This is a genomic window from Thiobacillus sp. 65-1402 (assembly GCF_001897685.1).
Classification (GTDB): Bacteria; Pseudomonadota; Gammaproteobacteria; order Burkholderiales; family Thiobacillaceae; genus Thiobacillus.
Window position 1 is genome coordinate 1 of the sequence record NZ_MKUG01000044.1, and the last position, 13,592, is coordinate 13,592.

16 protein-coding genes are annotated in these 13,592 nt (G+C 64.2%); 4 read left to right on the forward strand and 12 right to left on the reverse strand.

Translation table 11 applies throughout. The features are described from left to right. From BGO62_RS03570 to BGO62_RS03590, 5 genes are all read right to left on the reverse strand, one after another. On the reverse strand, positions 1–982 hold a 982-nt coding region (locus tag BGO62_RS03570), incomplete at its 3' end, for an FAD-binding protein (RefSeq protein WP_296639387.1). A gap of 19 nt (positions 983–1,001) precedes the next feature. Beyond that, on the reverse strand, positions 1,002–1,475 hold the full coding sequence (aprB, locus tag BGO62_RS03575) for an adenylyl-sulfate reductase subunit beta (RefSeq protein ID WP_296639389.1): 474 nt from the start codon (positions 1,473–1,475) through the stop codon (positions 1,002–1,004). 182 nt (positions 1,476–1,657) lie between these two features. Beyond that, the gene (gene sat / locus BGO62_RS03580; RefSeq protein ID WP_296639391.1) at positions 1,658–2,875 is read right to left on the reverse strand and encodes a sulfate adenylyltransferase; all 1,218 of its coding nucleotides are present in this window, start codon (positions 2,873–2,875) and stop codon (positions 1,658–1,660) included. A 165-nt stretch (positions 2,876–3,040) separates the two neighbouring features. Next, complete coding sequence (locus BGO62_RS03585) at positions 3,041–3,454, reverse strand: hypothetical protein (protein WP_296639393.1); 414 nt, start codon at positions 3,452–3,454, stop codon at positions 3,041–3,043. A 105-nt stretch (positions 3,455–3,559) separates the two neighbouring features. Beyond that, on the reverse strand, positions 3,560–4,270 hold the full coding sequence (locus BGO62_RS03590; protein ID WP_296639395.1) for a type 1 glutamine amidotransferase: 711 nt from the start codon (positions 4,268–4,270) through the stop codon (positions 3,560–3,562). Here BGO62_RS03590 and BGO62_RS03595 point away from each other — a divergent pair. Further along, positions 4,269–4,919, forward strand: a complete 651-nt coding sequence (locus BGO62_RS03595; RefSeq protein WP_296639396.1) for a TIGR02281 family clan AA aspartic protease — start codon at positions 4,269–4,271, stop codon at positions 4,917–4,919. The two genes, BGO62_RS03590 and BGO62_RS03595, sit on opposite strands and share 2 nt — an antisense overlap. Before the next feature lie 65 nt (positions 4,920–4,984). Here the strand turns inward: BGO62_RS03595 and folE2 are convergent, their stop codons facing one another. The 4 genes from folE2 to BGO62_RS03615 all read right to left on the reverse strand — a co-directional run bounded on the left by folE2 (position 4,985) and on the right by BGO62_RS03615 (position 8,863). Further along, positions 4,985–5,794, reverse strand: coding sequence for a GTP cyclohydrolase FolE2 (gene folE2 / locus BGO62_RS03600; protein WP_296639397.1), 810 nt, complete (start codon positions 5,792–5,794; stop codon positions 4,985–4,987). Between the two features lie 88 nt (positions 5,795–5,882). Further along, positions 5,883–7,739: a 1-deoxy-D-xylulose-5-phosphate synthase gene (gene dxs, locus BGO62_RS03605; RefSeq protein WP_296639399.1), complete on the reverse strand. Its 1,857-nt coding sequence runs from the start codon at positions 7,737–7,739 to the stop codon at positions 5,883–5,885. A 1-nt stretch (position 7,740) separates the two neighbouring features. Next, entirely contained in the window at positions 7,741–8,628 is an 888-nt protein-coding gene (locus BGO62_RS03610) for a farnesyl diphosphate synthase (RefSeq protein WP_296639401.1), read from the reverse strand. Beyond that, complete coding sequence (locus BGO62_RS03615) at positions 8,621–8,863, reverse strand: exodeoxyribonuclease VII small subunit (RefSeq protein ID WP_296639403.1); 243 nt, start codon at positions 8,861–8,863, stop codon at positions 8,621–8,623. The genes BGO62_RS03610 and BGO62_RS03615 overlap by 8 nt, the downstream gene beginning before the upstream one ends. Positions 8,864–9,120: 257 nt before the next feature. Here BGO62_RS03615 and BGO62_RS03620 point away from each other — a divergent pair, with 257 nt between their 5' ends. From BGO62_RS03620 to BGO62_RS03630, 3 genes are all read left to right on the forward strand, one after another. Further along, entirely contained in the window at positions 9,121–10,233 is a 1,113-nt protein-coding gene (locus tag BGO62_RS03620; protein WP_296639406.1) for an aromatic ring-hydroxylating dioxygenase subunit alpha, read from the forward strand. A 75-nt stretch (positions 10,234–10,308) separates the two neighbouring features. Continuing rightward, positions 10,309–11,175 carry a DMT family transporter gene (locus BGO62_RS03625; RefSeq protein WP_296639408.1) on the forward strand — a complete coding sequence of 289 codons (867 nt, stop codon included), beginning with the start codon at positions 10,309–10,311 and terminating at the stop codon, positions 11,173–11,175. 27 nt (positions 11,176–11,202) lie between these two features. Continuing rightward, positions 11,203–11,571 (forward strand): STAS/SEC14 domain-containing protein, encoded by a 369-nt coding sequence (locus BGO62_RS03630; protein WP_296639410.1) that lies wholly within the window; start codon positions 11,203–11,205, stop codon positions 11,569–11,571. Here BGO62_RS03630 and BGO62_RS03635 read toward each other — a convergent pair. From BGO62_RS03635 to BGO62_RS03645, 3 genes are all read right to left on the reverse strand, one after another. Beyond that, on the reverse strand, positions 11,568–12,308 hold the full coding sequence (locus BGO62_RS03635) for a DUF3025 domain-containing protein (protein WP_296639411.1): 741 nt from the start codon (positions 12,306–12,308) through the stop codon (positions 11,568–11,570). The genes BGO62_RS03630 and BGO62_RS03635 overlap by 4 nt on opposite strands. Beyond that, entirely contained in the window at positions 12,305–13,168 is an 864-nt protein-coding gene (locus BGO62_RS03640; RefSeq protein ID WP_296639412.1) for a tetratricopeptide repeat protein, read from the reverse strand. The genes BGO62_RS03635 and BGO62_RS03640 overlap by 4 nt, the downstream gene beginning before the upstream one ends. Then, the coding region (locus BGO62_RS03645) for an alpha/beta fold hydrolase (protein WP_296639413.1) at positions 13,168–13,592 on the reverse strand (425 nt) is incomplete at its 5' end. The genes BGO62_RS03645 and BGO62_RS03640, both read right to left, overlap by 1 nt.

A 13,592-nucleotide genomic window follows, 5' to 3' on the forward strand; every position in this document is an offset into this window, starting at 1 on the left:
GGTTGCGCAGACAGGACGCCGGCACCGCAGCCTGGCCGTAGGGGGGGTAGTCGTTCAGCAGTTCCTTGTTCTTCTGCATGTAGACTTCGCCGTAGGCGTTGACGGCCTGGGCCTTGAACAGCAGGAACCAGGCGCCGACCGGGCCGTAACCGTCCTTGAAGCGGGCGGGCACGAAGCGGTTTTCCATCATGGTCAGCTCGGCGCCGGCTTCGGCAGCCATGGCGTAGGTCGAGCCGGCGTTCCACACCGGGTACCAGGCACGGCCGGTACCTTCGCCGACGGAGCGCGGGCGGAAGATGTTCACGCAGCCACCGGCGGCCAACAGAATGGCCTTGGCCTTGTAGACGACGACCTTGTGGTCGCGGGTCGAGAAACCGACGGCACCGGCGATGCGGCTCGGGTCGTTCTTGTCATTGACCAGCTTGACGATGAAGATGCGCTCTTCGATGCGATCCATGCCGAGCGCTTTTTTGGTGGCTTCGGCAACGATCCATTTGTAGGACTCGCCGTTGATCATGATCTGCCATTTGCCTGAACGTACGGGCTTGCCGCCGTCCTTCAGCGCGGGCAGGCCCTGGGCACCGTCGTGGCGCTCGCCGTTTTCGTCAGTTTTCCAGATCGGCAGGCCCCATTCTTCGAACAGGTGCACCGAGTCATCGACGTTGCGGCCCAGGTCGTAGGCCAGGTCGTCGCGGGTGATACCCATCAGGTCGTTGGAGACCATGCGGGCGTAGTCGGCGGGATCCTGCTCGGAGCCGATGTAGGTGTTGATCGCGGACAGGCCCTGCGCCACGGCGCCGGAACGGTCCATCGCGGCCTTGTCGACCAGCTTGATCTTGAGGTCCATGCCCAGCTCCGCCTTGGCGGCGTCGGCCCAGCGCATGATTTCGTAACCGGCGCCGCAGCATGCCATGCCACCGCCGATCAGAAGGACGTCGACGTCCTCTTGGACAACTTCGGGATTACCAAATTCTCCAGCCATTTCGTTTACCTCTCTGTAATTACTTGCGGATCAGCTCGGCAGGGTTACCGGCGCGGTAACCACCCATGACGTCCCGGGTGAACGAACCCGTGGACGTGATATCGGCCATCTTGGGCATGGGCTTGCCGCCGTACGGGTCGATCGAACCTTCCGGCGTGGTGCGGATCGGGAATTTGAAGCGCTTCAGGGTGCCGTTGCGGAACTTGATGGTCCACATGATGGAGTCGGAACCACGCAGCGGCTGCACCATGCCGCCCAGCGGCACGACGTCGGCGTAGTGACGGGCTTCGATCGCCTGCTGCGGGCAGATCTTCACGCAGGAATAGCACTCCCAGCACTGCTCGGGTTCCTGGTTGAATGCGCGCATGGCGTGGCCGGTTTCCGAACCGTCCTTGTCCAGCTTCATCAGGTCGTGCGGGCAGATGTACATGCAAGCGGTCTTGTCCTGACCTTTGCAGCCGTCGCACTTGTCGGTACGAACATAGGTTGGCATTACAGTCTCCTAAAGTTAGCTAACAATCCGCGTACGTCGCGGTCCGCTTAGAACTGAACCCGTCCTTGGCCGGGGCGACTCGCGAATCCGCTTCCGGTAGGCTCGTGTCCTAAAAGCTTCCCCGGTCGCTGCTGCAGCGGTCGGGGTGGTTCCATCCGGCAGTTATGCCGTCCGGAAAAAAATCACGCTGCCGAGTGGCCTTTCAACTCGACTTTGACGTTCTGCTCCGCGCTGAGGCCGGCGTAGTATTTCTGCAGCACCTTGGCGACTTCGGGACGGCTGAATTCGACCGGCAGATCCTGGCCTTCGGACAGCATCGAACGCACCTTGGTGCCGGACAACAGGATGCGGTCGTCCTTGGTGTGGGGGCAGGTACGCTGCGAGGCCATACCGCCGCACTTCTTGCACCAGAAGGTCCAGTCGATGTTCATGTTCTTGGTTTCGAGCGCATCCTTGGGGATTTCGTCGAAAATCTTCTGCGCGTCGAACGGGCCGTAGTAGTCGCCCACGCCGGCGTGGTCGCGGCCGACGATCAGGTGCGAACAGCCGTAGTTCTGGCGGAACAGCGCATGCAGCAGGGCTTCGCGCGGCCCGGCGTAGCGCATGTCGAGCGGGTAGCCGGCCTGGATCACGGTGTTGGGGGCGAAGTAGTTGTCGATCAGGGTGGCGATCGCTTCGGAACGGACTTCGGCGGGAATATCGCCCGGCTTCAGTGCGCCCAGCAGCGAGTGGATCAGCACGCCGTCCATGGTCTCGATGGCGATCTTGGCCAGATACTCGTGCGAGCGGTGCATCGGATTGCGGGTCTGGAAAGCCGCGATCTTGGACCAGCCCATTTTCTCGAAGGCGGCGCGGGTTTCGGCGGGGGTCATGAACTGGTCGCCGTACTCTTCCTTGAAGCTGCCGGTGGACAGCACCTTGACCGGGCCGGCGAGGTTGACCGGACCCTGGTCCATGACCATCTTCACGCCGGGGTGCTCGAGGTCGGTGGTCTTGTAGACCTGCATGCACTCGTGTGCCTTGTCGATGGCGTATTTCTCGGTCACTTTCATGGTGCCCATGATGGCGCCGGTTTCGTTGTCGACCAGTGCGATATCGGCACCGACCGCGATGCTCTGGGCGGTGACTTCATCGGTGGAGAGGGTGACCGGAATCGGCCAGAACAGGCCGCTGGCCATTTTGTAGCCGTCGCATACGCCTTGCCAGTCGGCGTGGGTCATGAAACCTTCGAGCGGGGTGAAGCCGCCGATCCCCATCATGATGAGATCGCCGGTTTCGCGCGAGGTCATCTTGACCTTGGGCAGCGAGGCGGCGCGGGCTTGTTCGGCAGCAAGTGCGGCGCCCGTCAGCAGCAGGGGTTTGAGTTCGCCGCCACCGTGGGGGCGTACCAGTTTGGACATGCTGTCTCCTCAGAATCGATGGGGTTATTGAGTCGCAGCAGAATAGCACCGGGGCTGGCACCTGAATAATGCTTTATTTTTATTTGAGGATAAGCGGGTTTGATATTGAGTCATGGCCATAAAAAAGCCCGGTATAACCGGGCTTTTTTGTTTTGAAACAATCGTTTATGCGTCGAAGAAGGCGGGCATGTCGGTCTGCTCGGTCTTGATGACGTCAACCCACGCTGGCTTGGTGTCGCCACCGGCCGCGGCCAGTTTTTTGGTTTCTTCGTAGAGCATTTTCCAGCGGTTGTAGAGGCAGTCGCTGACCTTGCGCATGCCTGAATCGAAATAGGAGTTATGCAGGTCGCCTACGGTGCGGGTGAAGGCCTCCATCTGCTCAAGCAGGTTATGCGGATAGCCATGACGGTTGGGGTCGGCGTATTTGACCATTTCGCGCTTGACTGCCCGCACGAAGACTTTCTGGCCTTCGGTGAGGTCGGCTTCGGTGCGGGGGCTGCCACCGTAATTCATCACCTCGTGGATGAAGCCGTTGAGACGTTCGCCGAAATCGAAGTTGGCATAGTCGACGTTTTGCATAAATCCTCCGTTATCAGATGAATCTTTAAAACTGGATGTAACTCCGCTAGCTATCCTACGCCACGCGATACGGCTGTCCAGCGTCTTCTCCGGAGGTTCGCACGATTATTTTCTAAGCCCTTGAATCCAGCGGGAATATATTTTGTCGGCCAGTTGATGCAGGCGGGCGGTGCGGGCGTCCATGTCCGCCTGGATGGCGTCGGGCGACTGTACGCCGGGACTGTTGCTGGCGGCGATTTCGGCAGCGCCGCTGTCGCACCAGCTGGCGATGAGTTCGGGCGTCATTTCGACGTGGCACTGCATGCCGATATGGCGGTCATTCAGGACGTAGGCCTGGTTGGCGCACCAGGCGCTGTCGAGGATGCGCGTGGCGCCCGGCGGCAGGCTGAAGGTTTCGCCGTGCCAGTGAAACGCCAGCATGGGCTGCGTGGCCTCGCCCAGCCAGGGACGCGCGGCGTCGGCGTCGCTGATGCGGACATCGCCCCAGCCGATTTCCTTGACCGGGTTGCGGCTCACCGTGCCGCCCAGCGCCTTGGACATCAGTTGCCCCCCCAGGCAATGGCCGATCACCGGGATGTCCGATGCGACCGCCTGGCGGATCAGGGCCAGCACGGGCGCAATCCACGGCAGATCGTCGTTCACGCTCATTGGTCCGCCCATCAAGCAGACGCCGGATATGCCGTTAAGGTCTTCAGGGACGGCATCGCCGGCATCGATGCGCACCAGCCTCCAGGGAATGCCGTGGCGGTCCATGAACGTGGTGAAATACCCCGGTCCTTCGGTCGGGGAATGACGGAAAATCAGAACAGGATTCATGATGGCTTTCAAACATAAATCGACGCTGCTCATCTTAACGGCGGGGGTGTTTTCCTGCACGCCCGCATGGGCGGCGAGCGTGTCGGTGGTGGGACTGTTCAAGGACAAGGCCATCGTCAGCATCGACGGCGGCCGGCCCCGTACCCTGAGCGTGGGACAGACGGTTCAGGGGGTGAAACTGGTGGCCGCGGATTCCGGCAGCGCCAGTTTCGACGTCGACGGCAAGCGCCGCACGCTGGGCATGGGGCAATCGTTTGCCGGCGGCGCCCAGCCTGGCGCGCGCCAGAGCGTGTCGCTCACTGCCGATGCGCGCGGCCACTTTGCCGCGGCCGGTTCGCTCAACGGGTATCCGATGACTTTTCTGGTCGACACCGGCGCGACGTCCATCGCCATCAGCGCTGCCGAAGCCAAACGCATCGGACTCGACTACAAGGCCGGGGAGGTCACCGGCGTCGGCACTGCTGCAGGCGTGGTGCCTGCCTGGCGCGTCAAGTTCAATACCGTCAAGGTCGGCGGCATCACCGTCAGCCAGGTCGACGGCATGGTGGTCGAGACCGGTTTGAGCGTTCCGCTCTTGGGGATGAGCTTTTTGAATCGGATGGAAATGCGGCGCGACGGGCAGACGATGACGCTAACCCAGCGGTATTGATTGCCGGTGGGCAAAATGCAGCGAGGCCCGCGGTTGCGGGCCTCGTTCCGGGGTGCGGCAAAAACTTATTGCCTTGTCTTGTCGCGTTCGATCAGTGCGTACGCCGAGTGATTGTGGATGGATTCGAAGTTCTCGGCTTCCACCACATACGCGTCGATCATGGGTTCGGCGTTCATCGCGGCGGCGACGTCGCGCACGATGTCCTCGACGAATTTCGGATTGTCGTAGGCGCGCTCGGTAACGTACTTCTCGTCCGGCCGCTTCAGCAGGCCGAAGAGTTCGCACGAAGCCTGGTCTTCCACCTTGCGCACCAGATCCTCGATCCACAGGAAGCCGTTGGTCTTCGCGGTGACGGTGACGTGCGAGCGCTGGTTGTGCGCGCCGTAATCGGAGATTTTCTTCGAGCACGGGCACAGGCTGGTCACCGGCACCACGACCTTGGTGGTGTGGGTGTATTTCCCTTTCTCGATCGCGCCGACGAAGGTGACTTCGTAGTCGAGCATGCTTTGTACGCCGGAAACGGGTGCCGCCTTGTTGATGAAGTAGGGGAAGGTCATCTCGATGTAGCCCGATTCGGCTTCTAGGCGTTCCACCATCTGGCGCAGCATGTCTTCGAAGTTCTCGATCGAAATCTCGCGCTCGCGCGTGTTGAGGATTTCGACAAAGCGCGACATGTGCGTGCCCTTGAAGTTATGCGGCAGGTACACGTACATGTTGAAGTTGGCGATGGTGTGCTGGACGCCGTCGTTCTTGTCCGCCACCCGGATCGGATGGCGAATGCTCTTGATGCCGACCTTGTTGATGGCGATTTGCCGCGTGTCGGCCGAACTTTGCACGTCCGGCATGCAAACGGCGGTGTCGCAAATCTGGTTCATGGCGGGCTCCTTGGTGTTTGATTTCAGCGCAGGCTGAATGCGGTTTACAGTTTAGACTAAGTATAAACTGCCTGAATAGTTGAGTAAACTACTCGGGTAATAGGGTTATCCGCTGACGCACGGAATCGGCTATCCCCGCCGCGTCGAGCCCGCAGCCAGCCAGCATCGCGGCCGGGTCGCCATGTTCGATGAAGGTGTCGGGCAGGCCCAGATGCAGGACCGGCACGGTGAGGCCAAGTCCGGCCAGTAGCTCGGCCACCCCGGTGCCGGCGCCGCCCGCCACCACATTTTCTTCCAGTGTCACCAGCAGGCGGTGGCTGTGCGCCAATTCGCGCAGCAGATCCACGTCCAGCGGTTTCACGAAGCGCATGTCGGCCACGCTGGCGTCGAGCGCTTCGGCGGCCTGCAGCGCGGGCGCGACCAAGCTGCCGAAGGCGACCAGCGCGACGTCGCGGCCGCGGCGGCGCAGCAGACCCTTGCCGATCTCGACCGGATCGAGGCCGGGTTCGATCGCGGCGCCGCTGCCGCTGCCGCGCGGATAGCGTACCGCCGAGGGGCCGTCGTGCAGAAAGGCGGCGGTCAGCAGGCGGCGGCACTCGTTCTCGTCCGATGGCGCGGCGATCAGCAGGTTGGGAATGCAACGCAGGAAGGAGAGGTCGAAGCTGCCGGCGTGGGTGGGGCCGTCGGCGCCGACCAGGCCGGCGCGGTCGATCGCCAGCATCACCGGCAGGTTCTGCAGTGCGACGTCATGGATCAGCTGGTCGTAGGCGCGCTGCAGGAAGGTCGAATAAATCGCCACCACCGGTTTCACGCCTTCGCAGGCCAGCCCGGCGGCGAAAGTCAGCGCGTGCTGTTCGGCGATGCCGACGTCGAAATAGCGTTCCGGGTAATCCTGCGAAAAGCGCACCAGCCCGGAGCCTTCGCGCATTGCCGGGGTGATGCCGACCAGCCGCGTATCGGCGGCGGCCATGTCGCACAGCCAGTCGCCGAACACCTGGGTGTAGGTCGGCCTGCCGCCGGGCTTTTCGGTGACACCGGCCGCCGGGTCGAAATGCGACACGCCGTGATACAGGCAGGGGTTGGATTCGGCGGGCTCATAGCCTTTGCCTTTGCGGGTGACCACGTGCAGAAATTGCGGGCCGCTCAACTGCTTGATGTTGCCTAGCGTTTCCAGCAGCACGCCGAGGTCGTGGCCGTCGATCGGACCGATGTAGTTGAAGCCGAATTCCTCGAACAGCGTTCCTGGCGTCACCATGCCCTTCATGTGTTCCTCGGCGCGCTTGGCGAGTTCGCGAATCGGCGGCGCGACGGACAGGACTTTTTCGCCGGCGCGGCGGGCAGCCGCATAAAAGCGCCCCGACATCAGCCGTGCCAGGTAATTGCTGAGCGCGCCGACATTGGGCGAAATCGACATGTCGTTGTCGTTCAGCACCACCAGCAGGGGCAGGTCGGTGGCGCCGGCATTGTTGAGCGCCTCGAAGGCCATGCCGGCGGTCATGGCGCCGTCGCCGATGATCGCCACCGCGCGCTGGCTGGAATCAAGCAGATTGAACGCCTCGGCCATGCCGAGCGCCGCCGAAATCGAGGTGCTGGAGTGTCCGACGCCAAAGGCATCGAACTCGCTTTCGGCACGGCGCGGAAACCCGGCGATGCCGCCTGTCCGGCGCAGGCCGGCCATCGCCGAGCGGCGGCCGGTCAGGATTTTGTGGACGTAGGTCTGGTGGCCGACGTCCCAGACGATGCGGTCGCGCGGGGTGTCGAACACGTAATGCAGGGCGAGGGTCAGTTCAACGGTGCCGAGATTGGAAGCCAGGTGGCCGCCGGTGCGGGAGACCGACTGCACCAGGAATTCGCGCAGCTCGGCGGCGAGTTGCGGCAACTCGGTCGGCGCCAGGGCGCGCAGGTCGGCGGGGGTGTGGAGGGTGTCGAGCAAAGGCGTGGCCATCTTAAAACGTCCGTTCGACCACAAAGTCGGCCAGCTGGCGCAGCCTCTCGGCGCGCGCGCCGAGCGGGGCCAGCGCAGTGCAGGCGTCGGCGCGCAGCTCCAGCGCCAGTTCGCGCGCGCGCGTCACGCCGAGCAGGCTGACGTAGGTCGGTTTGTTGTTGGCGGCATCCTTGCCGGCGGTCTTGCCCAGCGTGGCGGTGGGGGTTTCGGCATCGAGCACGTCGTCCACCACCTGGAAGGCCAGGCCGATGCATTTGGCGTAACGGTCGAGCGCCGCGGCAGTCGCGTCGGGCAAGGCACCGCACTGCGCACCCAGCAGCACCGAGGCGCGGATCAGCGCGCCGGTCTTGTGGATGTGCATGAATTCGAGTTCGGCCAGGTCGAGCGGCTTGCCCACGCTGGCCAGATCGATCGCCTGGCCGCCGGCCATGCCGCGGGATCCGGCCGCCTGCGCCAGCAGCTGAACCATCTTCAACTGGGCGGCAGCGTCGTCGGCCAGCGGCTGCGCAGCGAGGATGTCGAACGCCAGGCTCTGCAGCGCGTCGCCTACCAGCAGGGCGGTGGCTTCGTCGAATTCGACGTGCACCGTCGGTTTGCCGCGCCGCAATGCGTCGTCGTCCATCGCCGGCATGTCGTCGTGCACCAGCGAGTAGGCGTGGATCAGTTCCGCTGCCGCCGCGGCGTGCTGTACGCGTTCGATAGCGGCACCCGCGACCTCGCCGGCGGCAAACGCCAGCAGCGGGCGCACTCGCTTGCCGCCGCCCAGCACCGCGTAGCGCATGGCCTCGTGCAGGCGCTGCGGGGCAATCTGCAGAGCGGGGAGCCATTCGGCCAGCACGCTTTCCATGCGCGCCTGGCATGCCTGTGTCCAGGCGGCAAAATCAGTCATCGGTGTCTTCGGTCTTGAAGGGCTGCAGGGCGCCGTTTTCCAGAATCTTCACCTGCTGCTCGGCATCGGCCAGTTGCTGGCGGCAATACTGCAGCAGTTCGGCGCCGCGCTTGTAGGCGGTCAGCGAGGCCTCCAGCGGTAGCTGACCGGATTCCATCTCGCCCACGATGGCTTCCAGCTCGGCCAATGCGGACTCGTAATCTTTGGGGGGCGTGGCGGCACGGGATTTGGCCATGAAATATCGAACCCGGCGGAGAAAGGACGCTACTTTAACAAATTCGGCGCGCAGGTGCCTCTCCGGAATGCTTGCCTGTGCTAGAATTTCGCGCTTTCCCTGCGTCGTAAAGCATCGTGTCCAGGCAGGGGCATCCGTAAATCCGGTGGGCATCGGGGCCAGGGCCCCGATAGTTTTTTAATGGTGGTCGTTTCGCGATCACGCTTGCCGCTTCCGGTGCAGACCGGAAGGGGGCTTGGTTTTGAGTAGGGTACGCCATGAGCGATCTCGCCGAATCCAGCGCCTTGTCGCTAACTTCGCCTCAGTTGCCGGTTTCCTGGTACTTCGATCCGGCCATCTACGCGTTGGAACTGCAGCATCTGTTCAAGCAGGGTCCCGGTTATGCGGGGCATCGCTTGATGGTGCCCGAAGCGGGCGATTATCACGCGCTGGAAATGTTCGACGGCGCGAAGATGCTGGTCAACAGCGGATCCGGCATCGAGCTGCTGTCGAACGTGTGCCGCCATCGCCAGGCGCTGATGCTGCAGGGGCGCGGCAAGCTGCCGTCCAACAACATCGTCTGCCCGATCCACCGCTGGACCTACGACAGCCAGGGCACGCTGATGGGCGCGCCGGAGTTTCCCGGCAATCCCTGCCTCAACCTCGATCGCAGCGGCCTGCAGAACTGGCAGGGCCTGCTGTTCGCCGGGGCGCGCGACGTCAAGGCCGATCTGGCCGGCATGCAGGCGGCGCGCGAACTGGATTTTTCCGGCTTCATGCTCGACCGCGTGCAGGTGACCCATTACGCCTGCAACTGGAAGACCTTCATCGAGGTGTATCTGGAGGATTACCACGTCGCGCCCTATCACCCGGGGCTCGGGCATTTCGTCACCTGCGACGACCTGAAATGGGAATACGGCGACTGGTGGTCGGTGCAGACGGTGGGGGTGAATCGCGGGTTGGCCAAGCCGGGTTCGCCGGTGTACCGGAAATGGCACGAGCAGGTGCTGGCCTACCAGCAGGGCAAGGCGCCCGCGCACGGTTCGATCTGGCTGACCTACTATCCGGGCCTGATGGTCGAGTGGTATCCGCACGTGCTGGTGGTGTCGTCGATCGTGCCGACCGGGGTGGAGTCGTGCAGCAACGTGGTCGAGTTCTATTATCCCGAGGACATCGTGCTGTTCGAGCGCGCCTTCATCGAGGCCGAACAGGCGGCGTATCACGAAACCGCGGTGGAAGACGAGGACATCTGCGAGCGTATGCACCGGGGCCGGCGCGCGCTGTACCGGCAGGGCATTTCGGAAACCGGGCCGTACCAGTCTCCGCTGGAGGATGGGATGATGCATTTCCACAGTTTCCTGCGGCGCGAGATCGAGCCGCATCTGAAATGAGCGGGCGGAACACCTCGGCGAACGGGCGGCGCACACCGCCCGTTTTTTTCGCCCGCCTGCAATGAGCCGCTTTTGATGAAGTCGAGCTGGATGCTGGTGGCGGCGGCCTTGTTCGCGCTGATGAGCGTGCTGGTGAAGCACTCGTCCGCCACCTTTTCCCCGGCCGAACTGGTGTTTTACCGTTCGGCGTTCGGGCTGCTCGCGATCTGGGGTGTGATCGCGGTCCGCCATCGGCGGCTGCTGGCGCCGCTTGCTACCCCTCATTTGAAAGCCCATTTCTGGCGCGGCCTGTCGGGCTTTTCCGCGCTGGTGCTGTTCTTCTACGCGCTGGCGCGGCTGCCGCTCGCCACCGCGGTCACCCTCAACTACACCGCGCCGCTGTTCCTTGCCGCGCTGTCGGCGTGGTGGCTGCATGAACGTCATGGGCGCGGCCTGAACGGTGCGGTGCTGCTGGGCTTTGTCGGCATCGTGCTGCTGCTGCAGCCGCAGGTTCAGGGGCAGGCCTGGTTGCCGGCCCTGGCCGGGCTGACGTCGGGCATGCTGGCGGCGGTGGCTTACGTCAACGTCAAGCAACTCGGCAGGCTGGGCGAATCCGAATGGCGCGTGGTGTTCTACTTCACGTTGCTGTCGACCGTGGGCGGCGCAGCCTGGATGGCGGTGGCCGGATTTCACCTTCCGCAGGCCGGCGACTGGCCGTGGCTGATCGGCATCGGCGTCACCGCCACAGTGGCGCAGCTGGCGCTGACGCGAGCTTACCATCGCGGCCGTACGCTCACGGTCGGCTCGCTGGCCTACACGACAGTCGGGTTTTCCGCCCTGTACGGCGTGCTGCTGTTTGGCGAACGCTTGCCGTTGCTGGCCTGGATCGGCATGGCGCTGGTGGCGGCAGCCGGGGTGTGGGCGGTGCGCGCGTCAACCCCAACCCGGTCCGATTCGCTATAGTTGGAACTCGGACATGAGGAGTGCGCCATGATCAACCTGAACGTCAAGGACAACCAGATCGCCGTCACCGTGATGGGCCAGTTCACCCTGAACGACTACCGCGAGCTGGAGCAGGCGGTGTGCTACGGCATCCAGTTTCAGGGCACGGTCAACCTGCTGTTCGACCTGCGCGATATGCTGTCCTACAGCGTCGACGTGGCGTGGGAGGAACTGAAGTTTTCCCGCGAGCACAGGAACGATTTCGGCCGCATCGCGATCCTGACCGGCGACCAGTGGGTGGCGTGGAGCATGTGGGTGAACCGCCTGTTCATGTCGGCGGACATCCGCCTGTTCGACGAACTGGAACTGGCGCAGTCCTGGGTCGCCGGCGGCGAACTGCCGGCCGCGACAGCCTAGCGCGCAGGCCGGAAGATTTCCGCGTTGGCGTAATACGCGGCGTCTGCGCTGGCCGCATCCCAGCCGGGAATGCCTTGTATCGGCAGGGGCGCAAGCTGGCGTGGGGTGTCGACGGTTTCGAGCGCGGCGACCGCCAGCGCATCGGCAGCATCGGGGTCGAGCGAATCCGAGATCAGCGTCAGACATTTTCCGGTCATCGACGGATAAGGCGCCAGCGCCTTTTCCAGCAGCGCATGGCCGACCACCACAAAGCCCATGTCGCTTTCCACGCGGGTCCGCGCTTCCCAGAACAGCGCGTGCCATGCCCGCCCGGCCAATTGCCCGGACAGGATCCGGTCGCGGCTGATCACCCACACGCCCGATTCGTCGAGCACCGTCAGCGCGTCGCGCCGACGCCCGCGCCGGGTGTCGGTCTCCAGCGCGATGGCCTCGCCGTGGGCCGCGTTCAGCGCTGACTTGAAGCGCGGAAAGCGCAGCCACACCAGCGCATTCAGCACGTCGTGCCAGGTGTCGGCGCGGGTCGGCACCTGGCCGGTGTGCAGGATATGCGTTTCGTAGTCGCGCGCCGAGTGGCGGCCGTCGGGGGCGACAAAGCGCAGCGGCAGTCCGCGCGCCTGCGTCGTGCCGCGCGCGGCGGCCAGCGCGTTGAGCGCGTCGAGCGAAGGCCGGGAACGCGCGAGTTCCAGCGTATCGATCAGTGCCCGGTAGGGCGCGAAGGCGGGATGATCGAACTTCAATGCAGCGCTTCGGACAGCGCCTGGCGGTATTGCCGCGTCAGCGGATGCGCGCTGCCCAGCAGGTCGAACAGGGCAAGCAGGCTGGTGCGGCCGATATCGTTGCGGAATCCGCGGTCGGCGCGCGCAATGGCCAGTAGGTCCGCCATGGCACCGGAAAAGTCGTCGCCAGCCAGCCGCACCGCCGCGCGTTGATAGCGTGCGGCGAGGTCGTCGGCGTCGTGGGCGAGGCGTGCCTCGAGGTCGGCCAGCGGCCTCGCCAGGCGTGCGGTTTCCGCCAGATTCAAATGCGCGTACAGGGGCGCAATGGCGGCGTCGGCGCGCGCCTCGGGCGGCAGGCTGTCGAGCAGCTTCAGCGCCTGTTCGCCTTCGCCCTCGGCCCACAGCAGTTTGGCGAGGTCGCGCGGGATCGCCAGATTGTCGGGTTCGGCCATCGCCGCGTTGGCGAGCAGCATGCGCGCCTGCTGGCTATTGCCCGCCTGCCAGGCCGCCATGCCCAGCGCATGGGCGCGGTTGGCGTCGCCGGCGATGAAGCGGTCGAGCACCTCGCGAAAGCTGCTGTCGGGGTCGGCGCCATGGATGGTGTGGGCGACTTCGCCGCGCCAGAAGAACTTCACCGTCGGCACCGAGTTGACGCCGAAGCGCCGCGCCAGCTCGGGCAGCTCCTCTGCGTTCAGCATGACGAGCAGGAACTTGCCGCCGTATTCGGCGGCGAGCTTGACCAGGCGCGGCATCAGGATGAAGCAGGGACCGGCCTTGGGGGTCCAGAAGTGCACCAGCACCGGACCCTTGTGCGAGTTTTCCAGCACCAGCCGGTTGAAGTTCTCGGCGCTGGCATCGAAGACATAGGGCGACAGGGCCATCAGTCGAAGGCTCCGCTCTGGGCAAAACGGTCGCACGCGGCGACGAGTTCGCGGCTGATGCCCGGCTCGAAAGCCGAGTGGCCGGCATCCGCCACGATCACATAGCGGGCCTCGGGCCAGGCGCGCGCCAGTTCGTCGGCCGAAACGATCGGGCAGACGGCGTCGTAGCGTCCCTGCACGATGACGGCGGGAATGGCGCGCAATCGCCCGACGTTGGCGAGCAGGCTGTTGTCGGGCAGGAAGATGTCATTCGCGAAATAGTGCGCCTCGATCCTTGCAAGCGAAAGCGCGGTCTTGTCGCGGCCGAACGCGGCGACGAGTTCCGCGCTGGGCAGCAGGGTCGAGCAGGACGCCTCGAAGGTGGCCCACTCATGGGCAGCCGGCTGGTGCACGGCCGGGTCCGGATCGAGCAGGCGGCGGTGAT

What these genes read in the sequence shown, in the direction of transcription:
- BGO62_RS03620 (WP_296639406.1), top strand. Translation starts at nt 9,121, where the DNA reads ATGAGCGATCTCGCCGAATCCAGCGCCTTGTCGCTAACTTCGCCTCAG.
- BGO62_RS03590 (WP_296639395.1), bottom strand. Translation starts at nt 4,270, where the DNA reads ATGAATCCTGTTCTGATTTTCCGTCATTCCCCGACCGAAGGACCGGGG.
- BGO62_RS03610 (WP_296639401.1), bottom strand. Translation starts at nt 8,628, where the DNA reads ATGACTGATTTTGCCGCCTGGACACAGGCATGCCAGGCGCGCATGGAA.
- BGO62_RS03630 (WP_296639410.1), top strand. Translation starts at nt 11,203, where the DNA reads ATGATCAACCTGAACGTCAAGGACAACCAGATCGCCGTCACCGTGATG.
- folE2 (WP_296639397.1), bottom strand. Translation starts at nt 5,794, where the DNA reads ATGAACCAGATTTGCGACACCGCCGTTTGCATGCCGGACGTGCAAAGT.
- aprB (WP_296639389.1), bottom strand. Translation starts at nt 1,475, where the DNA reads ATGCCAACCTATGTTCGTACCGACAAGTGCGACGGCTGCAAAGGTCAG.
- sat (WP_296639391.1), bottom strand. Translation starts at nt 2,875, where the DNA reads ATGTCCAAACTGGTACGCCCCCACGGTGGCGGCGAACTCAAACCCCTG.
- dxs (WP_296639399.1), bottom strand. Translation starts at nt 7,739, where the DNA reads ATGGCCACGCCTTTGCTCGACACCCTCCACACCCCCGCCGACCTGCGC.
- BGO62_RS03640 (WP_296639412.1), bottom strand. Translation starts at nt 13,168, where the DNA reads ATGGCCCTGTCGCCCTATGTCTTCGATGCCAGCGCCGAGAACTTCAAC.
- BGO62_RS03585 (WP_296639393.1), bottom strand. Translation starts at nt 3,454, where the DNA reads ATGCAAAACGTCGACTATGCCAACTTCGATTTCGGCGAACGTCTCAAC.
- BGO62_RS03625 (WP_296639408.1), top strand. Translation starts at nt 10,309, where the DNA reads ATGAAGTCGAGCTGGATGCTGGTGGCGGCGGCCTTGTTCGCGCTGATG.
- BGO62_RS03595 (WP_296639396.1), top strand. Translation starts at nt 4,269, where the DNA reads ATGATGGCTTTCAAACATAAATCGACGCTGCTCATCTTAACGGCGGGG.
- BGO62_RS03615 (WP_296639403.1), bottom strand. Translation starts at nt 8,863, where the DNA reads ATGGCCAAATCCCGTGCCGCCACGCCCCCCAAAGATTACGAGTCCGCA.